The organism is Kitasatospora sp. NEAU-CNBT7 (genome assembly GCF_057220535.1).
Genome location: NZ_JBXQQB010000004.1, coordinates 161,123 through 185,338, shown reverse-complemented (window position 1 = coordinate 185,338; position 24,216 = coordinate 161,123). Strand labels below are relative to the sequence as shown.

The window sequence follows — 24,216 nt, the reverse complement described above, 5'->3', positions numbered from 1 at the left end:
CTGTGACGGTGGCTGTGCCCGTGGCTGTGCCCTGCCCGTCCATACCTTCGCGGACGCACCGGCCGGTGCGCCAGTCTCGACTGCTGAGACGGTGGTCACCCGATGCCGAGGCCGCCGCCGGGTGCCGGGGCGAAGTACCGCCGCACCTCCTCGGCGCCCACCGCGGCCAGGGTGGCGGGCCGCCAGTGCGGGTCGCGGTCCTTGTCGACCACCTGGGCGCGGATGCCCTCGACCAGGTCGTGGCCGTCCAGCGCCGCGCACGAGATCCGGTACTCCTGCTCCAGCGTCTCGGCCAGCGAGCGGTGGCCGCGGGCCAGCCGCAGTGCGGCCAGCGTCACCTTCAGCGCGGTCGGGGACTTGCCGCGGATCTCCTCGGCGGCCTGCTTCGCCTCCGGGATCCCGCTGTCGTCCAGCCGTTCGAGGATCTCCTCCACCGTCCCGGCCGCGTAGCAGTGGTCGATCCAGCCGTGCTGCGCGGCCAGTTCCGAGGCGGGCGCCGCGGCCGCGTGGGCGGCGACGGCCTCCGCGGCCGGCCGGTGGGCCAGCTCGGCGAGCAGACCGGGCAGCGCGGCGGCCGGTACGAAGTGGTCGGCGAAGCCGCAGTGCAGGGCGTCGGCGGCGGTCATCGAACCGGCCGTCAGCGCGATGTGGGTGCCCAGTTCGCCGGGGGCGAGCGCCAGCAGGCGGCTGCCGCCGACGTCCGGCACCAGGCCGATCCTGGTCTCCGGCATCGCGACGGTGGAGCGCTCGGTGACGATCCGCAGGCTGCCGTGCGCGGAGACGCCGACGCCGCCGCCCATCGTGATGCCGTCCATCACCGCGACGTACGGCTTCGGGTAGCGCGAGATCAGCTCGTTCAGCAGGTACTCGTCCCGGAAGAACTGCCGGAAGCCCGCGCCGCCCGCCTTGGCGTCGTCGTGCATGGCCCGGATGTCGGCCCCGGCGCACAGCCCGCGCTCCCCGGCGCCGGTCAGCACCACGGTGGCGACCGTGTCGTCCCCGGCCCAGGTGTCGAGCGCCGACCGCAGGGTCCGCAGCATGTCGTGGGTCAGCGAGTTGAGTGCCTTCGGCCGGTTGAGGGTGAGACGGCCGGCCGGGCCGTCCCGCTCGACGAGCACGTCCATCGCGGGTCCTCCAGATCATGAGGGTCGGTGCCCCCGACAGCGTAGGCCCTCGCCCGGACGGCGCCGGGCCCGCCACCTCGGGAGGTGACGGGCCCGGCGGAGGGTCCGCGCGCTACGGGACGATCCGGCCGTAGACCTCGCCGAAGCCGATCCGGGTGCCGTCGGGGCCCGGGGCGGTGGCGGTGATGGTGACCTCGTCGCCGTCCTCCAGGAAGGTGCGGGTGGTGCCGTCGGGCAGCTTGACCGGGTTCTCGCCGTTCCAGGTGAGCTCGATCAGCGCGCCGCGGCTCTCCGGCTCGGGGCCGCTGACGGTGCCGGAGGCGTACAGGTCGCCGGTGCGCAGCGAGGCGCCGTTGACCGTCAGGTGCGCCAGCTGCTGGGCGGCCGTCCAGTACATCGCCGCGAACGGGGGGCGGGAGACCGGGTGGCCGTTGAGCTCGACCTCCATCGCCAGGTCCAGGCCCCAGGGCTCGGCGGCCCGGTCGTCCAGGTACGGCAGCGGCTCGACGTCGCGGGCCGGCGGGGCGACCCGGGCGTGCTCCAGGGCGGCCAGCGGCACCACCCAGGGCGAGACGGAGGTGGCGAAGGACTTGCCGAGGAACGGGCCGAGCGGCACGTACTCCCAGGCCTGGATGTCGCGCGCGGACCAGTCGTTGAGCAGCAGCACGCCGAAGACGTGCTCGGCGAAGTCGGCCAGCGCGACCCGGCTGCCGAGCTCGGTGGGGGTGCCGACGACGAAGCCGACCTCGGCCTCGATGTCGAGCCGGCGGGAGGGCCCGAAGCCGGGCACCGCGTCGGTGGGCGCCTTGCGCTGGCCGTGCGGGCGGACCACCGGCGTGCCGGAGACCACCACCGTGCCGGCCCGGCCGTGGTAGCCGATCGGCAGGTGCTTCCAGTTCGGGGTGAGCGGCTCGGTGCCGGGGCGGAACAGCTTGCCCAGGTTGGTCGCGTGGTGCTCGGAGGCGTAGAAGTCGACGTAGTCGGCGACCTCGAACGGCAGGTGCAGCTCCGCGTCGGCGAGGTCCACCAGGTTGGGGGTGACCGCGGGCCGGTACGCCTCGTCGGTGAGCCACTCGGTGATTGCCGCCCGGACCGTGGTCCAAGTGGAACGGCCCGCCGCCATCAGCGGGTTGAGGCTGTCCGCGTCCAGCAGCACGGACGGTGCGCCGGCCGCGCGGGCGGTCGCGCCGAGGTCGAGGACCTGCTCGCCGATCCGTACGCCGATCCGCCGCCGGCCGGGCCGGTCGGGGGCGGTGAAGACGCCGTACGGCAGGTTGTGGATGCCGAACGGGGACTCGGCCGGGACGGCGAGCCAGGTGGGGGCGGTCAACGGTCCTCCTGTGGTGCGGGTGCGGTGAGCAGGCCGAGCGCGGCCAGGTCCTCGAGCGGCTCGGCGATGCTGCAGGTGCCGAACGCGGTGAAGCGGCCGCGCACCTGGTCGACCTGGTGGTCCGTCAGCTCGCGGGCGGCGGCGGCCAGCAGCGCGCCGGAGCGTTCGGCCAGCGCCTCGGCGGCGAGCTTCTCGTCCGGCCCGGCCGCGGCGGCCAGCAGCACGTTCAGGAAGCCGTGGTGCTCGAAGCCGGTCACCGGGTCGGTGTGCCGGACGGCGTGGTGCAGTCCGGCCGTGCACTTGTACGGCAGGCCGCGCTCGGCGCAGCCCGCCAGGAAGCCGGCCAGCTCGGTCTCCGAGGGGAACGCCCCGGCGGCCAGGCCGCCGGTGCGGAACTTGGCCCGGTACGGCGTGCCGGCCAGCACGTCCAGCGCGGCCGGCAGGCCCTCGCCGCGCGGGAGCTCCACGGCCGCCTCCACGCCGGCCGGCAGCTGCCCGGCCAGCGCGGCGACCGCCGTCCGGACGTCCGGGTCGGCCAGTTCCACGCCGGCCACGGTCAGCCCGTCGGCGGCGGCCAGTGCGGGTGCCAGCTGGCTGCTGCCCCCCGGCAGCACCAGGGCGACCCGCAGCGGCGCGCCCGTGAGGGGCCGCAGCTCGGCCAGCCGGCCCGCGCCGACCAGGAACGGGCCGACCGCCTCCGCGTACCAGGCGCTCCGGTGCGCGGCGTGGGCCGGCACCGCCTCGGGCAGCGGCAGGTCCCCCGGCGGGAAGAGCGCCGCGTCGTCGAACAGCCCCCGGTAGAGGGCGGGGACGGTCACCGCTGCGGCCCGCGGCCGGACCAGGTCCAGGCGTAGTTCGGGTCCTCACTGGCGGTGCCGGCCTCGCCGAGCTCCAGCGGGCGGAAGGTGTCCACCATGACTGCCAGCTCGTCGAAGAACTCGGCGCCGATCGAGCGCTCGTAGGCGCCCGGCTGCGGCCCGTGGGTGTGGCCGCCGGGGTGCAGCGAGATCGAGCCCTGGGCGATGCCGGAGCCCTTGCGGGCCTCGTAGTCGCCGCCGCAGTAGAACATCACCTCGTCGCTGTCCACGTTGGCGTGGTAGTACGGCACCGGGATGGACAGCGGGTGGTAGTCGACCTTGCGCGGCACGAAGTTGCAGATCACGAAGTTGTGGCCCTCGAAGACCTGGTGGGCCGGCGGCGGCTGGTGGATCCGCCCGGTGATCGGCTCGAAGTCGGAGATGTTGAAGGCGTACGGGTACAGGCAGCCGTCCCAGCCGACCACGTCGAACGGGTGGTGCGGCACGGTGTACCGGGTGCCCACCACCCCGTTGGCGCCGCGGTGTTTGACCAGCACGTCCACGTCGGTGCCCTCGACCAGCAGCGGCCCCACCGGCCCGCGCAGGTCCCGCTCGCAGTACGGCGCGTGCTCCAGCAGCTGGCCGAACCGCGACAGGTACCGCTTGGGCGGGGTGATGTGGCTGTTGGCCTCGATGCAGTAGGCGCGCAGTGGCGTGTCCGGTGCGGGCACCCAGCGGTGGGTGGTGGCCCGGGGGATGATCACGTAGTCCCCCTGGCCGACCTCCAGGGTGCCGAACACCGTCTCCACCGTGCCCGAGCCGGACTCCACGTAGACGCACTCGTCGCCCAGCCCGTTGCGGTACAGCTCGCTCGGCGCGCCCGCCGCCACGTAGCTGATCCGCACGTCGGCGTTGCCGATCACCAGCCGGCGCCCGGTCACCACGTCGGTGTCCTTCCACTCCTCGCCCTCGCTCAGCGTGTGCAGCTTGAGGTGGCGGGGGATCAGCGGGAGGTTCGGCGTGGTGCGCTGGTCCGGCAGCTCCCAGGGCCGGGCGTCCACGATCGCCGAGGGGATGCCCCGGTGGTAGAGCAGCGAGGAGTCGGAGGTGAAGCCCTCCTCGCCCATCAGCTCCTCGTAGTAGAGGCCGCCCTCGGGGGTGCGGTGCTGGGTGTGCCGCTTGGGCGGGATGCTGCCCAGCTGCCGGTAGTGCGCCATCGTGGAGTCTCCTCAGGGGCTCAGAGGTTGCCGCGCTTGTCCTGCTCGCGCTCGATGGACTCGAAGAGCGCCTTGAAGTTGCCCTTGCCGAAGCCCAGCGAACCATGCCGCTCGATGAACTCGAAGAACACCGTCGGCCGGTCGCCCTGGGGCTTGGTGAAGATCTGCAGCAGGTAGCCGTCCTCGTCGCGGTCGACCAGGATGCCGCGCTTCTTCAGCTCCTCGACCGGCACCCGGACCTTGCCGATCCGCTCCCGCAGCTCGGGGTCGTCGTAGTACGAGTCGGGGGTGGACAGGAACTCCACGCCGCGCGAGCGCAGCACGTCGACGGTGGTGAGGATGTCGTTGGTGGCGAGCGCCAGGTGCTGGCAGCCGGGGCCGCCGTAGAACTCCAGGTACTCGTCGATCTGCGACTTCTTCTTGGCGATGGCGGGCTCGTTCAGCGGGAACTTCACCCGGTGGTTGCCGCTGGCGACCACCTTGCTCATCAGCGCGGAGTACTCGGTGGCGATGTCGTCGCCGACGAACTCCGCCATGTTCACGAAGCCCATGACCTTGTTGTAGAAGCCGACCCACTCGTTCATGTGGCCGAGCTCGACGTTGCCGACCGCGTGGTCGAGCGCCTGGAACAGCCGCTTCGGGGCGCCCTCGGGCCGCTGCACCTTGGTCTCGGCGACCACGTAGCCCGGCAGGTACGGGCCGGTGTAGCGGGAGCGGTCGACCAGGGTGTGCCGGGTCTCGCCGTAGGTGGCGATGGCCGCGCGGCGCACGGTGCCGTTCTCGTCGGAGACGTCGTTCGGCTCCTCCAGGATCCGGGCGCCCTGGGCGCGGGCATGCGCGATGCACTTGTCGACGTCCGGGACCTCGATCGCGAGGTCGACCACGCCGTCGCCGTGCCGGCGGTGGTGGTCCAGCAGCGGGCTGTCCGGGGCCACCCCGCCCTTGATCACGAAGCGGCAGGAGCCGGAGCGCAGCACGTACGCCTTGCGGTCGCGGCGGCCGGTCTCGGGGCCGGAGTAGGCGACCAGCTCCATCCCGAAGACGACCTGGTACAGCTGGGCCGTCAGAGTGGCGTTGCCGACGACGAAGACCACCGCGTCCTGGGCGATCACCGGGAAGGGGTCCTGGGCCGGGTCGTGCTCGACCAGGCCGACCAGGCGGCGCAGCTGCTCCGCGTCGAGGCCGGCCTCCAGCTCCTCGGGGGTGAGTTCAACGGCGTTGGCGGTCATCGGTGCTTCCTCCACGTCGAGGGGTCCGCGGCGCAGCGGGTGGGCGCCACCGGTTGGGCAGAGCTTGCTCCCGTCGGGCTGGTTGGGCAACAGGTCGGGTTTTCACTGATCAATGTGTACAAGGTGAGCAGCACCGGACCGTTTCTTCTGCTCAGATTGACCAGCCGTCCGGGGCTCCGCCCGGTCCTTCCCGGAACGGTCCCCGAACCGGTCCGTGGTTCACCCTGTCCGTCGCTCGATCCGGTCCGTGGCTCAATCCTCGAACGTGAAGTGCCGGGTGAACCACTCGGCGGCCAGCCGGGCCACCGCCGCCAGCGCACCGGGCTCCTCGAACAGATGGCCCGCCTCCGGCACCACCAGCAGCGCGCTCTCGCCGCCCAGCTGCGCCCTGGCCAGCCGGTTGAGCTCCAGCACGCCGGTGTCCGCACCGCCGACCACCAGCAGGGTCGGCGTGGTGACCGCGGCGAGCCGCGGTCCGGCCAGGTCCGGGCGCCCGCCGCGGGAGACGATCGCGGCGGGCTCGGTCCCCGGCTCGGTGGCCGCCCACAGCGCGGCCGCGGCCCCCGTACTGGCGCCGAAGTAGCCGAGCGGCAGACCGGCGCAGGCCGGGTCGGCGCGCAGCCGCCGGGTCACCTCCGCCAGCCGGCCGCCGAGCAGCGGCGGGTCGAAGACCTTGCCCCGGTCCGGCTCCTCGGCCTCGGTGAGCAGGTCGAACAGCAGGGTGCCCAGCCCCGCCCGGTTGAGCGAGCGGGCGACGGCCGCGTTGCGCGGGCTGCGCCGGCTGCTGCCGCTGCCGTGCGCGAACAGCACCACGCCGAGCGGCCGGCCCGGCACCAGCAGCTCGCCGGGCAGCCGCGCCCCCGGCAGGTCGAAGACCAGCTCCCGGCTGTCCGGCTCGGACGGCTCCCGGTGCTCGGCCTCGCCCAGGCAGTCCAGCACCTCGGAGTCGGTGGTCTGCTCGAAGTCGTCGTAGAACTGCCCGATCGCCCAGAACCGGGCCGGCGTGTACGGGCAGACCAGCTCGTCGGCGGCGCCCGCCAGCCGGTCCGTCCAGTCCACCGGTGCGACCGGGACCGCCAGCACCACCCGGGCCGCGCCGCGGGCCCGTACGATCCGGCAGGCGGCCAGCGCGGTCGAACCGGTCGCCACCCCGTCGTCCACCACCACCACGGTCCGCCCGCGCACCGGTACGGCCGGGCGGCCGTGCCGGTACCGCTCCGCGCGGCGGGCCAGCTCGGCCCGTTCCTGCCGCTCGACGGCGGCGAGCTGCGCGTCCGTGACGCCCGCGCCGCGGACCACCCGCTCGTTCACCACCCGGGCGCCGTCCTCGCCGATCGCGCCCATGCCCAGCTCGGGCTGGCTCGGCACACCGAGCTTGCGGATCACGCAGATGTCCAGCGGGGCACCGAGTGCCCGGGCGACCTCGGCCCCGACGGGGACACCGCCCCGGGGCAGGGCCACCACCACCGGGTCGGTGGACAGCAGGTGGGTCAGCCCGGCCGCCAGCCGGCGGCCGGCGTCCCTGCGGTCGGTGAAGTGCATGGCGGCGCCTCCCCCTCCACGGTACGTCCGCCGCCGGGCCCGGGACCCGGGCGGGACCGGGGGTGGCCCCGCACCCGTGCGTCCGGGACGGCGGGATCGCGACGGTGGAGGCCGGGCCGCGTACCGCGCCCCGTGCCCCGCTGCGAAGGAGTCCCACCGTGACCACATCGACCACATCGACCACCGGGACCACCGGGGCCGCACCGGCCGACCACGGACTGTTCACCACGGGCGAGCCCGTCAGCTCCTGGACGGTGACCACCGCCCTGCCCGTCAGCTACCAGGTCCGCTTCACCCCGCACCTGCTCGACCCGGCCGACCCCGCGCTGGCCCGGGCCGGCGGACCGGCCGGCCGCCGGCTGGTCGTCGTCGAGGCCCGGGTGCACGAGCTGTACGGCGACCGCGTCCACCGCTACTTCACGGCCCGCCGGGTGCCGTACGAGCTGTGCGTGCTGCCCGCCCACGAGCGGGTCAAGGACATGGAGTCGGTGTTCCGGGTCGCCGAGCAGATGGACCGCTTCGGCATCTCCCGGCGCGGCGAGCCGGTCATCGCGATGGGCGGCGGCGTCCTGATGGACGTGGTCGGCCTCGCCTGCAGCCTCTACCGGCGCTCCACCCCGTTCGTCCGGGTGCCCACCACCCTGATCGGCCTGGTGGACGCGGGCGTCGGCGCCAAGACCGGCGTCAACTTCGGCCGCCACAAGAACCGGCTGGGCACCTACCACCCGGCCACCGCCACCCTGCTGGACCCCGGCTTCCTCGCCACCCTGGACCACCGCCACCTGAGCAACGGCATGGCCGAGATCCTCAAGGTCGCCCTGATCAAGGACCGCCGGCTGTTCGACCTGCTCGACGCCCACGGCCCGGACCTGGTCGCCGAACGCTTCCAGGGCCCAGCGGCAGGCAGCGAGGTGCTGACCCGGGCCGTGCACGGCATGCTCGAGGAGCTCCAGCCCAACCTCTGGGAGCACCGGCTGGAACGCTCGATGGACTACGGCCACTCGTTCAGCCCGACCGTCGAGATGCGGGCGCTGCCCGAACTGCTGCACGGCGAGGCGGTCTGCCTGGACATGGCCCTCACCACCGTGCTGGCCGCCCGCCGCGGGCTGCTCGACCTCGAACAGCGCGACCGCGTGCTCGCCCTGATGCGGCGGCTGCGGCTGCCGGTCCACCACCCGCTGATGGAACCCGACACCCTCGGCGACGCCCTCACCGACACCGTCCGCCACCGCGACGGCCGCCAGCGGCTGCCACTGCCCGTCGGGATCGGCGACGGCTGCTTCGTCGACGACCTCACCCCGGCGGAACTCGCCGCCGCCGCGGCCGACCTGGCGGAGCTGTCGTGCGCCCCGCGGTGATCGTCGCGGACACCCGCGACCCGGTCGCCGTCCACGGCGTGCACGGCACCTCCGGACTGACCCAGTGGGCCTGCCTGGCCCGCCGGGCCGGTCTCGGCGGCGGCTGGGAGGCCGTCGAGTGGGCCAGGATCCCGCGCGGCGGCGTCAGCGGCGAGCACCTGCACACCCGTACCGAGGAGGTGTACGTCCTGCTCGCCGGCCACGGCGAGATCACCCTCGACGGCCACCCCCACCCCGTCCGGGCCGGAGACGCGGTCCTCACCCGCGTCGGTACCCGGCACGGCCTGCGCAACCTGGGCCGGCAGGCCCTGGAATGGCTGGTGATCGAAGTGACCGCCCCCCTGCTCCCGTCCCCGCGGACGCCACTGCTGGACCACTCGCTCGTCACCAACCTGCGCCGGCTCGGCCGGGTCGACCCGACAGTCGTGCTGTCCGGACCGCTGCGACTGCTCGAGACGGTCCGGCTGCGGCCCGGCGAACGGGTCACCCTGACCGCCGACGGCGTCGAGCACACCCTGTTCGTCAGCGCCGGCTCCGGGCGCGCCGCCACCACCGGACTGCGGGTGCCGCTGCGGCCCGGCCGGGCACTGACCCTGCCGCTCGGCAGCTCGGCGGCGCTCACCGCCGGGCGCGGGGGACTGGAGTACGTGCACGCCGAACTCGCCGTCCCGGACGGCCGCGGCCCGGGGACCGGCGCGGTCTGCGGAGCGGGAGGTGAACGGCCGTGATCGTCGCCGACACCGCCCGCGCGGCCGTCCACCTCGGGCCGGGCACCCAGCGGCTGCACGTCCGCTGCCTGGCCCGCCGCGGCATGCTGCACAGCGAGACCGAGGCCGTCGACCACGTCCGGCTCGGCCCCGGCGCCTGCTTCGACCTGTCCGGCCGCGAGGACACCGAGGCCGCCTGGTACGTGCTGCGCGGCTCGGCCGCCCTGCTGGACTGCCCCGACGTGCCCCAGCGCACCCTCACCGACGGCGACCTGCTGCTCGCCCCGCACGGCGACCGCGTCCACCTGCACGCCGGACCGCTCGGCGCCGAACTGCTCTGCCTCACCGTGCTTCCCCACGAGGTCAGTTCGGCCCTGCCACCGCGCCGCCCCGACCTCCTCCCGCACACCTGACACGACGGGGGCGCCGCCGGCGGGGGTGGGGGCCGCTCCGCGGGGGTGTGCGGGCGGCTTCGGAGGGGGCCTCCGGCGGGGGTGGAGGCCGCTCCGAGGTGGTGTGCGTGCTGCTGGGCGGCGGGCCCGGCCGAGGGGGAGGGGACGTGGCAGGTTGCGTTCCGCGGTGGTGTGCGTGCCCGTTCGGGGGGAGGCGAGGGGAGGCGCCGCGGCTTCTGCTTCGCGGTGCTGTGCGTGCTCCTTCGGTGGGTGCCACCGGCGGGGACAGGGCCGCTCGGCTGGGCGTGCGCTGTGCGGCGACGGGAGGGGTCCTCGAGCGGGCGTACGGGGGGCTGCACTCCGCGGGGGTGGGGGTTCTGCTCCGCGGTGGTGTGCGTGCCCGTTCGGGGGTGAGAGGGAAGTGCCGCGGGTCCCGCCCCGCGCGGTTCCCCGGGCCCCTACCTGACCCCGTCCGCCCTGGCGGCGGCCACCGATGCTGTGCGTCCCGTCCCCCCGGGGCGGGACCGGGACCGGGTCCGGGACGGGTGTCAGGGCTCAGGCGCCCGGGGCGGTGGGCGGCGGACGGTGGCCAGGGTCGGCCCGCTGCCAGGGTCGGCAGAGCGGAGGAGCGCGATGACCCACCCCACCCGGCCGGCCGCCCTCGACCGGCAGATCCAGACCGGCGGGGCCACCGTCCGCCTGCTGGCCCGCAGCGGGCCGGCCACCCGCCCCGACCTCACCGCCGAACTGGCCGCCCTCCACGCAGACCTGTTCGTCGCGGTGACCGACGCCGGGTGGTCCGCGGAGGCGCTCGCCGCGGACCTCCCGGCCCGCGCCGTCCGGCTGCCCGTCCCGGCGGCCGGCACCCTGCGCTCCGTCGAGCGCCTCGCCGAACGGGCGCTGGCGGCCGGTGCCACCCGCCGTAGCGTCGTCCTCGGCGTGGGCGGCGGCCGGGCCGCGCACACCGCCGGACTGCTGGCGGGGCTGCTGTTCAACGGCCTGCGCCTGGTCCAGGTGCCGGGCACCCTCGCGGCCGCCTGCGGTGCCGCGCTGTCCCTGCGGCACACCGTCGGCTCGGGCGTGCTCGGGCTGTGGCAGGCACCGGAACTGGTCTTCTGTCCGCTCGACCGGCTCGCCGCCGCCCCCGCCGACCTGGTGGAGGCGGTCCGCGCCGTGCTGGCGGTGTGCCCCGCCGGGTACCGGCCGCTGGCCGCCGCGCTCCGCCCCGAGGGCGGCTACCGGCCGCGCGAGCTGGCTGCGTTCCTCGCCCTGTGCGCGGACGCCCGGGCCGCCGTCACCCGCGACGACCCGCTGGAACGCGGACCGGGACGCGCCCTCGGCTACGGCCGCACCGTCGGCCGGGCGATCCGCCTGCTGGCGGGCGGCGCGCTCGGCGAGGGTCCGTCGGAGGGTCTCGGCATGCTGGTCGCCGCCCGGATCGCGGCCCGGCTCGGTCTCCTGCCGGCCGAGGACGAACAGGCCCACCGCGACCTGCTGCGCCGCGCGGGCCTGCCGGTGGTCCTGCCGCCCGGCGTCGACCCGGCGGGCCTCGCGGCCGCCGTCCCGGTGGCCGCCGCCCGCGACGGCGAGGACGGGCTGGTCCTGCTCGCCGGACTCGGCCGGCCGTACACCGGCCGCGGCAGCCTGCTGACCGGGGTGGACGCCCGGGCGCTGCGCGCCGGGGCCGAGGCCGTACGGCCCACCGGGGTCCCGCACTCCCGCACTCCCGGCGTCCCGGCCCCGGCCGAGCACTGACCGGGCCCGGACAGGACACCGCACCCGTGCACCCGGGACGACGGGCGGCCGATCGTCGAAGCACAGCACCGGACACCCACGGACGACCACCCACGGACGAAGGAGCAGCCACCATGACCACCACCGACCGGCCTGACCGGCGTGACCGTCCCGACCGGACCGACCGGACCGCCGTGACCGCCCTGCGCCGGGGCCGCGCCGTCGACCCCGGCCGGGTGCTGACCGGCCCGCTGCTCGGCGTCGGCCTCTCCTGGCTGGAGCCCGGCGCCGAACTGGACCTGGACGCCGACGGCGTCGAGCACACCCTGTACGTCACCACCGGCTCCGGCCGGGCCGGCGGCCGCGAGGTGGACGTCGAACTCGCGGAGGGCACCGGCCTGACCCTGCCGCTCGGCGGCAGCGTCACCCTGACCGCCGGCCCGGCGGGCCTGGAGTACTTCCACGCCGTGCTGGCCGTCCCCCGAGGGGGCCACCGATGATCGTCGTCAGCACCGCCTCCGCGTCGGCCGCCGTCCTGGCCGGCCCGGACGGCGAGTTCATCCGGGTCAGGCCGCTCGCCCAGCGGGCCGTGCTGCGCAGCGCCACCGACTCCGTGGACCAGCTGCGGCTGAGCCCCGGCGCCGTCCACGCACACCCGGGCCGGCCGGACGGCGAGTCCGTCTGGTTCGTGCTGCGCGGCCCGGTCCTCTCCGAGCAGGTGCCGGACGGCGCCCAGCACCTGGCGGACCGAGGCGACCTGCTGCTGGCCCCGGCCGCCCGCGGGCTGCGCCTGCGGGCCGGACCGCTGGGCGCGGAGCTGCTGTGCCTGGCCCTGCGCACCGCGGCCCCCGTTCCCACCCCGGCGCCCCGGCGCCCCAGGATCCGCAGGAGGACCCGGCCATGACCGTCCATCCCGTTCCCGCACCCACCGCCGTCCCCCGGACCACCGCCGTCCCCCGGACCATGGCCGCGCTGCGGATCGAGGCCCCGGACCGGGTCGTCCCGGCCCGCCTGCCGGTGCCGGTCCCCGGGCCGGGGGAGGCGCTGATCAGGACCGCCCTGGTCGGCCTCTGCGGCACCGACCTGGAGCTGCTCCGCGGCACCGCCTCGTACCTGCGCGACGGCCGGGCGGCCTACCCGCTGGTCCCCGGCCACGAGTGGACCGGCACGGTGGTCACCGGCAGCCCCGAATTCGCGCCCGGCGACCGGGTGGTGGGCCGGACCATGGTCCACTGCGGGCTGTGCCGCAGCTGCCGGCGCGGCCGCCGGGAGCTGTGCGAGCGGCTCACCGAGGTCGGTCTGTACGGCCGCCAGGGCGCCGCCGCCGAGTACCTGACGATGCCGCAGACCGCGCTGGTCCGGGTGCCGGACGAGGTGGGCGACCGGGCGGCCGCCCTGGTCGAGCCCGCCGTCACCGTGGTCGGCGCCCTGGAGCGGGCCGACTGCCGTCTCGAGGACCGGGTGGCCGTCGTGGGCACCGGCACGATCGGCCTGCTCGCGGTACAGCTCGCCGCCCGGTTGGCCGGGTCGGTCGACGCGGTCGGCATCGACCCGGCCGGCCTGGCGCTGGCCCGGCGGTGCGGCGCCCGGCACGTGTTCGCCCCCGCCGAGGCCGCGGACCGCGGCTACTCGCTGGTGGTCGAGGCCTCCGGCGCCGCTGCCGCCTTCCGCCGGGCCCTCGGCCTGCTGGCGGACGGCGGGCGGCTGGCGGTGATCGGCGTCGCGGGTGAACCCGCCGAGGGCTTCGTCCCCGGCGAACTGGCCCTGCGCGGACTGTCGGTGACCGGCGTCCGGCACGGGGTCGACCACTACGACCAGACGCTGGAGCTGTTCCGGTCCGGCGTGCTGGACGCCGAGCCGCTGATCGCGGCCGAACTCCCGCCCGCCGAGGGCCCGTCGGCCTTCGGCCGGCTGGGCCGGGGGCGGGCCGGAGCCCCCAAGATCCTGCTCGACTTCGGAGGTGCCCGATGATCCTCGTCCCTGCCGCGCTCCCCACCCGGGTGCCCGGCTTCCGCCGGCTGATCGACCCCGCCATCGCGCCGGCCGCGCTCGGCGGCCTCACCGTCGAGGCCGTCCCGGCGGGCGGCTGCACCGGGAGCACCGCGGAGTCGGAGGCGGTCACCGTGGTCCTGGCCGGGCAGGCCCGCTGGGGCTCCCGGGTGCTCGGGCCGGGCGCCGGGCTCTACCACCCGCCCGGCGCCGGGTACTCGTTGGCCGCCGCCCCCGGTGCCCCGCTCACCCTGCTCACCGTGCACGGCCCGCCCGTCCGGAACCGCCCGCCCGGCCCGGCCGGGTGCCCGGGTGGCGGGCCCCCGGCCTCGGTGCCGCTGGTCCGCCGGCCGGAGCACGGCTCCGCGCTGACCCGCGGCGGCGGCTTCGCCGGGATGGGCGTGCACTGGCTGGCCACCGCGCGCAGCGTCGGTGCCCGCCGCCTCACCGTCGCGACCTCGGTCTTCGTCCCCGGCGGCCGGCACGCCCTGCACTGCCACCCGGCCGCGGACGAGTTCTTCCTGGTCCTGACCGGCGGGGGCGACCACCTCATGGAGAGCGGCCGGGTCCGGCTGGCCGCGGGTGACCTGGCGTACGTCCCGGCGGGGGAGTGGCACGGCTTCACCACCCGGCCCGGGGCCGCCACCACGGCCCTGTACGGCTACCTGGGGGCGGGCAGTCTGCGCGCCGCCGGTTACCGGATCCGCACCACCGCAGCTCAGGAGGCATCATGAACGCCATCGTCACCGGCGCGAGTTCCGGCATCGGCCGGGCGGTCGCCGTCGCCCTGGCCGAAGCCGGCCAGACCGTCGCGCTCGGCTACCACCGCGACCCGGCGGGCGCCCGCCGGACCGCCGAACTCGCGGGCGGCGGGGTGCCGTTCCGCCTCGACCTGGCCGATCCGGCCGGCGCCGCCGCGGCCGTCGAGCGGGCCGCCGAACAGCTGGGCGGGCTGGACGTCCTGGTCAACTGCGCCGGGGTCAACCGCCGTTCACGCTTCCTGGTGGAGCAGCTGGAGGACTGGCGGCGGATCCTCGACGTCGACCTGACCGGCCCGTTCGCCTGTGCCCAGGCGGCCGCCCGGCTGATGGCCGCACAGGGGCGCGGCGGCCGGATCGTCAACGTCACCTCGGTGCACGAGTTCCTCCCGGTGGTCGGCGGCGCCGCGTACTGCGCGGCCAAGGGCGGGCTGGGCGAGCTGACCAAGGTGATGGCGGTGGAGCTGGCCCCGTACGGGATCACCGTGAACGCGGTCAGCCCGGGGGAGACCGCGACCCCGATGAACGGGGTGCCGGAGGGCCGGGACGCCGCCGACTACCGGCGTCCGGCGATCCCGGCCGGCCGGCCGGGCCGGGCCGCGGAGGTGGCCGCCGCGGTGGTCCACCTCGCCTCGCCGCAGGCCGCGTACACCACCGGCGTCACGCTCACCGTCGACGGCGGTCTGAGCCTGACCGGCGCCCTCGCCAACCAGCGTTACGTCCACGAGCAGCAGTACGCCGCGGCGGAGCCGTCCGCCCACCGGCGCCCGGACGGCGCCCCCGCCCCGGCCGGGAGGCCGTCATGACCGGGATCCCCGGTGCGCTCGCCGTGCACCACGTCGCCTACACCGTGCCCGATCTGGACCAGGCGGTGGAGTTCTTCACCGGGGTGCTCGGCGCCCGGCTGCTGTACCGGATCGGCCCGGTCGAGGACCCCGAGGGGGAGTGGATGACCCGTCAGCTCGGGGTCCACCGCGAGGCGCGGGCCTGGATCGCCATGCTGCGGCTCGGCCCGGTGACCAACCTGGAGCTGTTCGAGTACCGTTCGCCCGATCAGCGCCGGGTGCTGCCGCGCAACAGCGACTGGGGCGGCCACCATCTGGCCATCGCGGTCGAGGACGTCGCCGCCGCCGCCGCCCACCTGCGCGCGCAGCCGGGGGTGGAGGTGCTGGGCGAGCCGCAGACGGTCGCCGACGGCGGCCCGATCCACGGTGACCGCTGGGTGTACTTCCGCACCCCGTGGGGCCTGCAGCTGGAGGTGCTGCGGATGCCGCCCGGCATGCCGTACGAGCGGGGGACCGCGGACCGGCTGTACGCGCCCGACGGGCCCTGGCGGTGACCGGGACGGCGGGCGCGCCGCCGGCGCCGTTCAGCGGTGCAGGGCGAAGTCCTCCAGCGAGACGCGGTAGGCGTGCCGGTCCGGCTGGTACCCGACGCAGTAGCTGCGCGGGTACCAGCCGGGCTGCTGCCAGGCCTTGGGCTGTTTGACCGGCGAGCAGGCGGCGGCCGGGTCCGCGGTCCGGGCGGCGCGCAGCGTCGCCAGGCTGACCATCGGCTCCAGGAAGGTGATCCGGGCGTCGTAGGAGCCGTAGACGAAGGTCTTGGTGAACGGCGAGCCGTGCCACTCGGGGGAGGTGAGGTCGGGCAGGTGGTTGCCCATGGCGACCTCGGTGATGTTCTTGTTCTGGTGGTCGGCCGGGAGGTACTCGTCCGGGACCGGACGGGTGGCGGTCGCGTAGTCGGCGCAGTTGGTCAGGCCGCGGCAGGGGCCGGGCCGGATGGCGTCCCGTTCGGCCTTCGGCTGCAGGTAGAAGTGGTTGTCGAAGTGCGGCCGGTCGAAGACCGCGGCCGGCGGGTGGCCCATCGGGTTCCAGTTGACCAGGGCCCACTTCAGCGGCATGTCCGGCATCCGCAGCAGGGCCGCGGGCAGCGGGAGCACCCGTTCGTGGTTGCCGGCGCACTCGGTCATCGGGTCGGTCCGGCCGTCGCCGTCGACGTCGAAGCAGTGGTGGCCGTCGGTCATGGCGGTGGGCAGGTGCTCCAGCGCGCGGTCCGAGTACAGGATGCCGACCGACAGCGGCCGGCCGTGGTCCAGCCGGGCGTAGGTGCGCACCAGGCCGTCGCCGAGCCGCTGCGGCGTGCCGAGCGCGAGGCACGGGCGGAGCGGGCCGGTGCCGGGGCAGCCGTCGAGGGCGGCCGCCCAGGGCGCGCCGGGCGGTGCGGCCGCGGCCGGGACCGCGGTGGCGGCCAGTGCCCCGAGGGCGAGGGCCAGCCGGGCGGCGGTCCGCAGGAGTGTTGGTGCCATGGCGGCGGCCTTTCGCGACGCTCCGATGGGTGGACCGTCGGAGGATCCCCCGGCAATCGGCGCCGTCCCCGCATGTCACCAAGAGTCACCCTGATGGCACTGGTAGTGTCCGCGGCGTGGCTGATCAGCAGAGCGGTGCCCCATCGGTGCGTGTACTGATCGTTGATGATCACCCGCTTTTCCGCGAGGGGCTCCGGGCGGCGCTGGAGAGCGCGGACGGCGTCGAGGTGGTGGGGGAGGCGGAGACCGTGGCCGCCGTTCCGGGTGCCGTCGCCGAGCACCGGCCGGACGTGGTGGTGCTCGACCTGACGCTGCCCGACGGCTCCGGCCTGGACGCGGTCCGCCTGCTCTCCGCGCAGCCCCCCGGGCGGCCCCGGCCGGACCCCTCCGTCCCGGCCGGGCCCGGGCCCGGACCCGTCCCGGCCGGGGCCGCGCCCGACGGGGCCGCGCCAGGAAGGGGCGGCTCCGCCGTCCCGGTCCTGATGCTGACCATGGCCGACGACGACGGCAGCCTGCTCGCGGCGCTGCAGGCCGGGGCCCGCGGCTACCTGGTCAAGGGCGCCGGGCGGGACGAGGTGCTGCACGCGGTCCGGACGGTGGCGGCCGGCGGCGCGGTGTTCGGGGCCGGGATCGCCGCCCGGATCACCACCCTGCTGTCCGGCAGCCGGCTGCGCGAGGCCGGGCAGCTCTTCCCCGCGCTGACCGCCCGCGAGGCGGAGGTGCTCGACCTGGTCGCCCGCGGCCTGGACAACCGCCGGATCGCCCGGGAGCTGTTCGTCGCCGAGAAGACCGTCCGCAACCACGTCACCCACATCTTCGAGAAGCTCCACGTCGCCACCCGCGCCGAGGCCGTCGCCCGGGCCCGGGACATGGGCCTGGGCGACTCCTGAGCGCGGTCCCGGCCCGCGCCGTGGGGCCGGACGGGACGGCGGCCCCGTGCACCCGGGACACCGGGCCGACCAGGATGGCCACCCGCAGCACGAGGAGGACCGACGCCCAGGAGGACCCGATGAGCCGGCACCCCGCCCCCGCCCCCGCCCCCGCCGAGATCACCAGGGACCGCCGGCTCGACGCGGCGTTCTGGATCTGCGGGACCACCATCCTGGCCGCGCTCTGCTGGGTGGTCCTCGCCCTCACCCACCTCGGCGATCCACGGGTGGGGCCGTACCTGGTCGACGACGGGCTGCTGGTCGCCGTCGACGTCTGCTTCGCGCTGGTCGGGCTGTTCCTCATGGTGCACCGCACCCTGCACGGCCCGGGCTCGGTCTTCCTCGCCGCCGGTCTGCTGCACTCCCTGCGGATGCTCGCCCTGCTGGCCGCCGCCCTGGCCGGGGCCGGCCCGGTGGTGGTCGACGCGCTCACCGTGCTGGTGCTCGCCTCCGACATCGCCTACGCGCTGACCGTCTACGCGCTGCCGCTGTGGCTGCCGTCGGGCCGGCTGCCGTCCGGCCGCTGGAGCTTCCTGTTCCCGCTGCTGGTGCTCTGGGTGGCCGCCCACGAGTACTACCTGGTGGCCGGCACCGCCGACTGGTACGGCCTGGACAACCCGCTCGGGCACGGCGGCTGGGCCGCCCTGCACGACCGGCTGGGCTCGCTGTTCGGCTCGGTGGACGTCTGGGAGGCGCCCGCCGTCGCGCTGGCCATGCTGCTGGTGGCCGCCGTCCGCTGGTACCGCTCGCGCCGGCCGCACCTGCGGATGCTCGGCATCCTGATCCCGTACCTGATCTGGCTGGCCGCGGTCTTCCTGCCGTACCCGCTGGACTTCGACGGGCGCTGGCTGTTCTACCTCGGCGCGGCCTCCTGGGCGGTGGGCGTGGCCTTCGCCTTCGCCGGCGACCGCTCGGCCTACCTGGACCGCTCGACCCGGCGGGTGATGGCCGCCTTCGTGCTGGTCTCCCTGCTGGTCCTCGCCAATGCGGTGCTCGGCTACCTGATGTACCGCCTGCTGCCGGCCGCCGCCACCGCGGACGCCCGCTGGCTGGCCTTCGCGGCCCTGGTGATGGGGGTGCTGCTGCGCCCGGCGGCCGGCTGGGTGCTGCACGCCGTCGACCGGTACTACTACGGCCGGCGCGCCCATCCGTACCAGGTGGTCCGCCGGCTGGCGGAACGGCTGAGCCTGGCCGTCGACCCCGGCGACGCCCCCGGGCTGCTGTGCTCCACCGTGGTCGGCGCGCTCGGCGTCCCCGGGGCCCGGGTCACCATCGTCACCGCCGGCGGACGCAGCGAGGTCGCCGCCGTCGGGCACTGCCCGCCGGACGCCGAGCGGCTGCCGCTGCGCTTCGAGGGCGCCGGGATCGGCGAACTGCACGTCGCCCCGCGCCCCGGCCGCGGCGGCCTGGACCGGCAGGACCGCGAGGTGCTCGGCTTCCTCGCCGACCAGGCCGCCCCGGCGATCGCCTCGCTGCGGCTGTACGAGGAGCTCCAGGCCAGCCGCAAGCGGATCGTGCTGGCCCGCGAGGAGGAGCGCCGCCGGCTGCGGCGCGACCTGCACGACGGTCTCGGCCCGGCGCTGTCCGCCGTCCGGCTCCGGCTGGACACCGCCCGTTCGGCGGCGGCCCCCGGCTCCGCACTGGACGGGTCGCTGCTGGCGGCGTCCGAGGGCATCGGCGGCGCCGTCAAGGAGCTGCGCGGGATCACCGACGGGCTGGCGCCCGCCGCCCTCGGGACCTGCGGCCTCGACGGCGCGCTGCGCCGGCTGGCCGGCGGTCTCGACGGGCGCACCCTGCGGGTCAGCGTGGAGCTGGACCCGGATCCGCTGCCGCAGCTGCCGGCGGCGGTGGAGGTGGCGGTGTACCGGATCAGCGGGGAGGCGCTGAACAACGTGGTCCGGCACTCCGGGGCGACCAGCGCGACGCTGAGCCTGCGGGTCGAGGCGGACCGGGTGCTGATCTCGGCCCGGGACAACGGCGCCGGGTTCCCGAGCCACGGGTCGGACGCCGGGGTCGGCCTGCGCTCGATGGCGGAGCGGGCCGAGGAGCTCGGCGGCCTGTTCACGGCGGCGAACGACGCCACCGGCGCGGTGGTGACCGCGACCATCCCGCGCACCGCGGTGCCCGACCCGGTCGACTGACCACCGGCCGTCGGGCCGTCCGGCCGGGCGGCTCCGCGGCGGGTCCCGGCGGGATTGGGGACCACGGTCCCATGCGGCCGGGACGGTCCGCCGGGGATATTCGGTGCAGAGGGGGGAACGGCTGGACCGATTCGCCCGCCTGTTCGCGGGTGGGCGGGGAACCCGGAGGTACCGAGATGCACGCGAAAGGCAGAGGCAGAGGCAGAGGCAGAGGCATGGGCCGGGCGGCGCTGTGGACGGTGGCGCTGGCGACCGCGGTCGGTGTGTGGCGGACCACCGCCACCCGGACGCCGCAGCCGGTCGAGGAGGGTGGTCCGGGCCATCCGGACACCCCGCCGGGCGGTGGCGGCGGCCGTCCGCCGCAGCCCGGCGCCCGGCAGACCGGGGACGGGACCGCGCCCGCGACCGCGCCCGCCGACGGCACCACGACCCCGCACGGCGGCGGCTGCACCGCCGGAGCGGGCCATCCCACCAAGTGACCGCCTCCCCCTGAGGCCCCCCGACCCGGCCCGGCCGGTGCGCGAGCGCGTACCGGCCGGGCCCCGGCGTGCCGGGGGCGGGGTCGCTGCCGCCCGGCGGCGGTGCCAGGATCGGGGTGGGCCGCCGCGGGGCGGCCCACCGGCCACCCAGGGGAGCGCAGCTGTGAGCGGACTGCAGGTCGTCGTCTTCGGTGCGTCGGGCATGGTCGGCCAGGGCGTGCTGCGCGAGTGCCTGCTGGACGACCGGGTGGCGGGCGTGCTCGCGGTGGTCCGGTCCCCGCTCGGCCACTCGCACCCCAAGCTGACCGAGGCGGCGCTGACCGACTTCACCGACCTGGCCCCGCTCGGTGACCGGCTCGCCGGGCTGGACGCCTGCTTCTACTGCCTCGGGGTCTCCTCGGTCGGGATGGACGAGCGGGCCTACACCCGGGTCTCGTACGACTACCCGCTGGCCGCGGCGCGGGTGCTGCTGGCCCGAAACCCCGGGCTGACCTTCACCTACGTGACCGGCGAGGGCACCGACCGGACGGGGCGTTCGCGGGCCATGTGGGCCCGGGTGAAGGGACGGGCCGAGAACGACCTGATCGCGCTGGGGCCGGACACCTACATGTTCCGGCCCGGTTTCATCCAGCCCCGGCACGGTGCCCGGTCGCGCACCGGCTGGTACCGCGCCGGGTACGCGGTGACGGCCCCGCTGTTCCCGGTACTGCGGCGGCTGGTCCCCGGCTGGGTGACCGCCACCGACACGGTGGGCCGCGCGATGCTCGCCGTGGCGGTGCACGGCGACAGCGAGCGCGTGCTGTCCACCCGGGAGATCAACCGCCTCGGCGGGCAGTAGCCGCCGGGCCGGGTCGCGGACGGTCCCTCAGGCGGGCCGGGCCCGGTGCCCCTTGACGAAAGCTTTGCTTCGCTCAATCATCATGGTCGCGTCAAGTTAGTGCCGTCCCGCTGCGCCGCACCCCAATCGGCGCGCGGCCGACGCGTGCTGTCCCGGTCCAGTTCTGCCCCACCAGAATCCGGAGCCCTCCATGTCCGAGCCCGCCGTGCGGCGTGCGATACGGCGATCCCGTGTCCGCCGCTCCGCCGTGGCCGCAGTCGCGGCCGCCGCCGCTGCCGCCGCCACCCTCCTCGTCCCGGGCGGCGCCTCCGCCAGCCCGGCGCCCCGTCAGGGCGTCCTGGCCGCACCGGACATCCCGGTCGCCAACGTCAAGGCGCACCTCGCCCAGCTCCAGTCCATCGCCACCGCGAACGGCGGCAACCGCGCCCACGGCCGGGCCGGCTACAAGGCCTCCGCCGACTACGTGAAGGGCAAGCTGGACGCCGCCGGGTTCACCACCGTGCTGCAGTCCTACACCTACAACGGCGCCACCAGCTGGAACGTCATCGCCGACTGGCCGGGCGGCGACACCGCGCACACCATCATGGTCGGCGCGCACCTGGACTCGGTCACCGCCGGCCCGGGCATCAACGACGACGGCTCCGGCTCGGCCGGCATCCTGGAGACCGCGCTGGCCGTCTCGCGGGCCGGTCTGCAGCCCGCGAAGCACCTGCGCTTCGGCTGGTGGGGCACCGAGGAGGCCGGCATGGTCGGCTCCGGCAAGTACGTCAACGGCCTCTCCAGCAGCGACCGTTCGAAGATCGAGGCCTACCTCAACTTCGACATGATCGGCTCACCCAACCCCGGCTACTTCGTCTACGACGACGACACCCGGCTGGACTCGCTGTTCAAGGACTACTTCGCCGGCCTCGGCGTCGCCACCGAACCGGAGACCGAGGGCGACGGGCGCTCGGACCACTCGCCGTTCAAGAACGCCGGCATCCCGGTCGGCGGCCTGTTCAGCGGCGCGGACTACATCAAGACCAGCGCCCAGGCCGCCAAGTGGGGCGGCACCTCCGGCCAGGCCTTCGACCGCTGCTACCACGCGTCCTGCGACACCTCGGCGAACATCAACGACACCGTGCTGGACCGGATGAGCGACGCCATCGCGCACGCCGTCTGGACCCTGGGCACCGGCACCACCACGCCGCCCACCGGCACGGTCTTCGAGAACACCGCCGACCTCGCCATCCCCGACGCGGGGGCCGCGGTGACCTCGTCCGTCACCGTCACCGGGGTGAGCGGCAACGCACCCGCCGCGCTGCAGGTCGGCGTCGACATCAAGCACACCTGGCGCGGCGACCTGGTGATCGACCTCGTCGCCCCGGACGGCACCGCGTACCGGCTGAAGAACTCCAGCTCCAACGACTCCGCCGACAACGTGATCACCACCTACTCGGTGAACGCGTCCGGCGAGGCCGCCAACGGCACCTGGAAGCTCAAGGTCCAGGACGTGGCCGCGCAGGACACCGGCTACCTCGACAGCTGGAAACTGACCTTCTGACCGGCGGCGCGCGTGGGGGTGCCGGGAGCAGTCCCGGCACCCCCACGCGGCCGTGCGCCGGCCGGCCGCGCGGAACGCTACGGCTGCATCTCGTAGGCGCCGGAGAGCGCCTCGACCTGCGACCAGACCCGGGCCGCCCGCCCGGCGTCGGCGACCGGGCGGCGCACGTGCGCCAGCGCCCAGGCGGCCTGCTCCTCGGTGGTGGACGCCTTGCCGTGCAGCTCGGTGGCGTGCGCGGAGAAGTCCCGCACCAGGGCGTCGAAGACCTGGTCCAGCACATCGGCGTCGAGGCCGGTCAGCTCGGCCTGCTCCAGCACCAGCTGGCCGTAGACGACCAGCGCGAACAGCTGGCCGATCTCCAGCAGGAAGTCCAGGTCCTGCTGCTGCTCGGCGCTGGGCGCGTGCGAGAGCAGCAGCGCGCAGAAGCCGTCCGCCTGCTCGCGGAAGCGGGCCACGTTCGGGATGTCCGCGTGCGCGTCGTAGGCCGTCCGCCAGTCGTGGAAGCGGATCGCGCCCAGGCCCCGGGCCGGGCCCTGGCGGAACAGGAACTCGTCGTCCGCGGCGTCCAGCCGGGTCGGCACCGGCGCGTACTCGGCCGGGTTGAACAGGTAGTTGCCCATGAACTTGAGGATCAGCGCCAGGTTGACGTGGACCGTGCCCTCCAGCTTCGGCAGGCCGCGGATGTCCTTGGCGGCCTTGTCGAAGTAGGTGTCCGCCTCGAAGCCCTTGGCCGCGATGACGTCCCACATCAGGTCGATGACCTTCTCGCCCTCGGTGGTGACCTTCATCTTGGTCATCGGGTTGAAGAGCAGGTAGCGGCGGTCCTCCGGCGAGGCGGTGCGGAAGTAGTCCACCGCCCGGTCGCTGAACAGCTTCATCGCCACCAGGCGGGCGTAGGCGTCGGTCAGCTCCCGGCGCACGTGCGGGAACTCGGTGACCTTCTTGCCGTACAGCACCCGGTTGTGGGCGTGGGTGAGCGCCTCGTACATCGCGTGCTCGCAGATGCCGACCGAGGCGGTGCAGAGGTTGAACTTGCCGACGTTGACGGTGTTCAGCGCCGCGTCGAAGGCCGCCTTGCCGGTGTGCAGCACGTCCTCGGCCCGGACCGGGTACTCCTCCAGCCGGAACTCGCTGACGTACATCTGCGCGTTCACCACGTTCTTGACCAGGTGGTAGGCCTCGTGGCGGCTGTCGGCGGCGAAGAAGACGTAGCCCTCGGGGCCGTCGACGTCCGAGCGGCGGCCGAAGACCGAGACCAGGCCGGCCACGTTGCCGTTGCCGATGTAGTACTTGGAGCCGGTGGCGGTGAAACCGCCGTCGCCGTCCGGGGTGAGGATCATGTCGGTGGAGTAGATGTCCGCGCCGTGGGTGCGCTCCGACAGGCCGAACGCCATCACGTGGCCCTCGGCCAGCAGTTCGGCGGCGCGGGCCCGGAGGGCCTCGTTCTCGCTCTGCCAGACCGGGCCGAGGCCCAGGATGGTGACCTGCCAGGTGTACCAGTAGCCGAGGCCGTAGAAGCCGAGGATCTCGTTCAGCTCGGCGTTGCGGGCGGTGTCCCAGCGCTTGGTGCCGTCGGCGGACGCGGGCGTCAGGAACTCCGCGAACAGCCCCTCCTTGGCGGCGAACTCCAGGAAGTCCGCGTACCAGGTGCGGTCGATGTAGCTGTCGATCAGGGTCTTCTTGCCGCGCGACTCGAACCAGTCCACGGTGGCGCGCAGCAGCCTGCGGGTCGGCTCGTCGAACTGCACGGGGTCGTAGGAGCGCGGGTTGAACAGCATGGTGGCTTCCCTGGGGGTCGAGGGTT

General features: G+C 75.2%; 23 protein-coding genes. 15 read left to right on the top strand and 8 right to left on the bottom strand.

All coding sequences use genetic code 11. The annotated features are described in order from the left end of the window. Positions 1-95 precede the first annotated feature (95 nt). From AC2TEW_RS07590 to AC2TEW_RS07565, 6 genes are all read right to left on the bottom strand, one after another. A complete protein-coding gene (locus AC2TEW_RS07590) occupies positions 96-1,124 on the bottom strand; it encodes an enoyl-CoA hydratase/isomerase family protein (protein WP_484622565.1) in 1,029 nt (342 codons plus the stop codon). 112 nt (positions 1,125-1,236) lie between these two features. Beyond that, positions 1,237-2,454, bottom strand: a complete 1,218-nt coding sequence (fahA, locus tag AC2TEW_RS07585; RefSeq protein ID WP_484622564.1) for a fumarylacetoacetase — start codon at positions 2,452-2,454, stop codon at positions 1,237-1,239. Continuing rightward, positions 2,451-3,272, bottom strand: coding sequence for a hypothetical protein (locus AC2TEW_RS07580; protein WP_484622563.1), 822 nt, complete (start codon positions 3,270-3,272; stop codon positions 2,451-2,453). Before AC2TEW_RS07580 ends, fahA begins: the two co-directional genes overlap by 4 nt. After that, positions 3,269-4,468 (bottom strand): homogentisate 1,2-dioxygenase, encoded by a 1,200-nt coding sequence (locus tag AC2TEW_RS07575; protein WP_484622562.1) that lies wholly within the window; start codon positions 4,466-4,468, stop codon positions 3,269-3,271. The genes AC2TEW_RS07580 and AC2TEW_RS07575 overlap by 4 nt, the downstream gene beginning before the upstream one ends. Before the next feature lie 20 nt (positions 4,469-4,488). Beyond that, positions 4,489-5,625, bottom strand: coding sequence for a 4-hydroxyphenylpyruvate dioxygenase (gene hppD, locus AC2TEW_RS07570; protein WP_484622712.1), 1,137 nt, complete (start codon positions 5,623-5,625; stop codon positions 4,489-4,491). A gap of 324 nt (positions 5,626-5,949) precedes the next feature. After that, on the bottom strand, positions 5,950-7,239 hold the full coding sequence (locus AC2TEW_RS07565; protein ID WP_484622561.1) for a phosphoribosyltransferase family protein: 1,290 nt from the start codon (positions 7,237-7,239) through the stop codon (positions 5,950-5,952). A 158-nt stretch (positions 7,240-7,397) separates the two neighbouring features. Here AC2TEW_RS07565 and AC2TEW_RS07560 point away from each other — a divergent pair, with 158 nt between their 5' ends. From AC2TEW_RS07560 to AC2TEW_RS07515, 10 genes are all read left to right on the top strand, one after another. After that, positions 7,398-8,597, top strand: a complete 1,200-nt coding sequence (locus tag AC2TEW_RS07560; protein WP_484622560.1) for a sedoheptulose 7-phosphate cyclase — start codon at positions 7,398-7,400, stop codon at positions 8,595-8,597. Then, positions 8,582-9,325, top strand: coding sequence for a cupin domain-containing protein (locus AC2TEW_RS07555; RefSeq protein ID WP_484622559.1), 744 nt, complete (start codon positions 8,582-8,584; stop codon positions 9,323-9,325). The genes AC2TEW_RS07560 and AC2TEW_RS07555 overlap by 16 nt, the downstream gene beginning before the upstream one ends. Continuing rightward, positions 9,322-9,717, top strand: a complete 396-nt coding sequence (locus tag AC2TEW_RS07550; protein WP_484622558.1) for a pirin family protein — start codon at positions 9,322-9,324, stop codon at positions 9,715-9,717. The genes AC2TEW_RS07555 and AC2TEW_RS07550 overlap by 4 nt, the downstream gene beginning before the upstream one ends. A gap of 612 nt (positions 9,718-10,329) precedes the next feature. Continuing rightward, positions 10,330-11,451, top strand: coding sequence for a 3-dehydroquinate synthase family protein (locus AC2TEW_RS07545; protein WP_484622557.1), 1,122 nt, complete (start codon positions 10,330-10,332; stop codon positions 11,449-11,451). A gap of 113 nt (positions 11,452-11,564) precedes the next feature. Next, positions 11,565-11,930: a cupin domain-containing protein gene (locus AC2TEW_RS07540; RefSeq protein WP_484622556.1), complete on the top strand. Its 366-nt coding sequence runs from the start codon at positions 11,565-11,567 to the stop codon at positions 11,928-11,930. After that, positions 11,927-12,334, top strand: coding sequence for a hypothetical protein (locus AC2TEW_RS07535; RefSeq protein ID WP_484622555.1), 408 nt, complete (start codon positions 11,927-11,929; stop codon positions 12,332-12,334). Before AC2TEW_RS07540 ends, AC2TEW_RS07535 begins: the two co-directional genes overlap by 4 nt. Further along, a complete protein-coding gene (locus AC2TEW_RS07530) occupies positions 12,331-13,401 on the top strand; it encodes a zinc-dependent alcohol dehydrogenase (RefSeq protein WP_484622554.1) in 1,071 nt (356 codons plus the stop codon). Before AC2TEW_RS07535 ends, AC2TEW_RS07530 begins: the two co-directional genes overlap by 4 nt. Then, positions 13,398-14,153 carry a cupin domain-containing protein gene (locus AC2TEW_RS07525; RefSeq protein ID WP_484622553.1) on the top strand — a complete coding sequence of 252 codons (756 nt, stop codon included), beginning with the start codon at positions 13,398-13,400 and terminating at the stop codon, positions 14,151-14,153. The genes AC2TEW_RS07530 and AC2TEW_RS07525 overlap by 4 nt, the downstream gene beginning before the upstream one ends. Then, complete coding sequence (locus tag AC2TEW_RS07520; protein WP_484622552.1) at positions 14,150-14,983, top strand: SDR family oxidoreductase; 834 nt, start codon at positions 14,150-14,152, stop codon at positions 14,981-14,983. The genes AC2TEW_RS07525 and AC2TEW_RS07520 overlap by 4 nt, the downstream gene beginning before the upstream one ends. Continuing rightward, positions 14,980-15,516, top strand: a complete 537-nt coding sequence (locus AC2TEW_RS07515; RefSeq protein ID WP_484622551.1) for a VOC family protein — start codon at positions 14,980-14,982, stop codon at positions 15,514-15,516. The genes AC2TEW_RS07520 and AC2TEW_RS07515 overlap by 4 nt, the downstream gene beginning before the upstream one ends. A gap of 30 nt (positions 15,517-15,546) precedes the next feature. On the opposite strand, the gene AC2TEW_RS07510 is transcribed toward AC2TEW_RS07515, so the two are convergent. Continuing rightward, complete coding sequence (locus AC2TEW_RS07510; RefSeq protein ID WP_484622550.1) at positions 15,547-16,482, bottom strand: hypothetical protein; 936 nt, start codon at positions 16,480-16,482, stop codon at positions 15,547-15,549. A gap of 116 nt (positions 16,483-16,598) precedes the next feature. Between AC2TEW_RS07510 and AC2TEW_RS07505 the strand changes: the two genes are divergently transcribed. The 5 genes from AC2TEW_RS07505 to AC2TEW_RS07485 all read left to right on the top strand — a co-directional run bounded on the left by AC2TEW_RS07505 (position 16,599) and on the right by AC2TEW_RS07485 (position 22,412). Then, complete coding sequence (locus AC2TEW_RS07505) at positions 16,599-17,372, top strand: response regulator transcription factor (protein WP_484622549.1); 774 nt, start codon at positions 16,599-16,601, stop codon at positions 17,370-17,372. 119 nt (positions 17,373-17,491) lie between these two features. Beyond that, on the top strand, positions 17,492-19,552 hold the full coding sequence (locus tag AC2TEW_RS07500; RefSeq protein ID WP_484622548.1) for a sensor histidine kinase: 2,061 nt from the start codon (positions 17,492-17,494) through the stop codon (positions 19,550-19,552). 215 nt (positions 19,553-19,767) lie between these two features. Further along, positions 19,768-20,031: a hypothetical protein gene (locus AC2TEW_RS07495; protein ID WP_484622547.1), complete on the top strand. Its 264-nt coding sequence runs from the start codon at positions 19,768-19,770 to the stop codon at positions 20,029-20,031. Positions 20,032-20,194: 163 nt separating this feature from the next. Further along, the gene (locus tag AC2TEW_RS07490; protein ID WP_484622546.1) at positions 20,195-20,869 is read left to right on the top strand and encodes a Rossmann-fold NAD(P)-binding domain-containing protein; all 675 of its coding nucleotides are present in this window, start codon (positions 20,195-20,197) and stop codon (positions 20,867-20,869) included. Between the two features lie 190 nt (positions 20,870-21,059). Then, positions 21,060-22,412: a M28 family metallopeptidase gene (locus tag AC2TEW_RS07485; protein ID WP_484622545.1), complete on the top strand. Its 1,353-nt coding sequence runs from the start codon at positions 21,060-21,062 to the stop codon at positions 22,410-22,412. Between the two features lie 77 nt (positions 22,413-22,489). On the opposite strand, the gene AC2TEW_RS07480 is transcribed toward AC2TEW_RS07485, so the two are convergent. Beyond that, a complete protein-coding gene (locus AC2TEW_RS07480) occupies positions 22,490-24,190 on the bottom strand; it encodes an acyl-CoA dehydrogenase family protein (protein ID WP_484622544.1) in 1,701 nt (566 codons plus the stop codon). Between the last annotated feature and the right edge of the window lie 26 nt (positions 24,191-24,216).

Excerpts from the sequence above, each read along its gene's own strand:
- AC2TEW_RS07520 (WP_484622552.1), top strand. The coding sequence starts at position 14,150 with ATGAACGCCATCGTCACCGGCGCGAGTTCCGGCATCGGCCGGGCGGTC.
- AC2TEW_RS07565 (WP_484622561.1), bottom strand. The coding sequence starts at position 7,239 with ATGCACTTCACCGACCGCAGGGACGCCGGCCGCCGGCTGGCGGCCGGG.
- AC2TEW_RS07540 (WP_484622556.1), top strand. The coding sequence starts at position 11,565 with ATGACCACCACCGACCGGCCTGACCGGCGTGACCGTCCCGACCGGACC.
- AC2TEW_RS07575 (WP_484622562.1), bottom strand. The coding sequence starts at position 4,468 with ATGGCGCACTACCGGCAGCTGGGCAGCATCCCGCCCAAGCGGCACACC.
- AC2TEW_RS07510 (WP_484622550.1), bottom strand. The coding sequence starts at position 16,482 with ATGGCACCAACACTCCTGCGGACCGCCGCCCGGCTGGCCCTCGCCCTC.
- AC2TEW_RS07535 (WP_484622555.1), top strand. The coding sequence starts at position 11,927 with ATGATCGTCGTCAGCACCGCCTCCGCGTCGGCCGCCGTCCTGGCCGGC.
- AC2TEW_RS07590 (WP_484622565.1), bottom strand. The coding sequence starts at position 1,124 with ATGGACGTGCTCGTCGAGCGGGACGGCCCGGCCGGCCGTCTCACCCTC.
- AC2TEW_RS07515 (WP_484622551.1), top strand. The coding sequence starts at position 14,980 with ATGACCGGGATCCCCGGTGCGCTCGCCGTGCACCACGTCGCCTACACC.
- AC2TEW_RS07530 (WP_484622554.1), top strand. The coding sequence starts at position 12,331 with ATGACCGTCCATCCCGTTCCCGCACCCACCGCCGTCCCCCGGACCACC.
- AC2TEW_RS07485 (WP_484622545.1), top strand. The coding sequence starts at position 21,060 with ATGTCCGAGCCCGCCGTGCGGCGTGCGATACGGCGATCCCGTGTCCGC.
- AC2TEW_RS07495 (WP_484622547.1), top strand. The coding sequence starts at position 19,768 with ATGGGCCGGGCGGCGCTGTGGACGGTGGCGCTGGCGACCGCGGTCGGT.
- AC2TEW_RS07545 (WP_484622557.1), top strand. The coding sequence starts at position 10,330 with ATGACCCACCCCACCCGGCCGGCCGCCCTCGACCGGCAGATCCAGACC.
- AC2TEW_RS07500 (WP_484622548.1), top strand. The coding sequence starts at position 17,492 with ATGAGCCGGCACCCCGCCCCCGCCCCCGCCCCCGCCGAGATCACCAGG.
- AC2TEW_RS07480 (WP_484622544.1), bottom strand. The coding sequence starts at position 24,190 with ATGCTGTTCAACCCGCGCTCCTACGACCCCGTGCAGTTCGACGAGCCG.
- AC2TEW_RS07525 (WP_484622553.1), top strand. The coding sequence starts at position 13,398 with ATGATCCTCGTCCCTGCCGCGCTCCCCACCCGGGTGCCCGGCTTCCGC.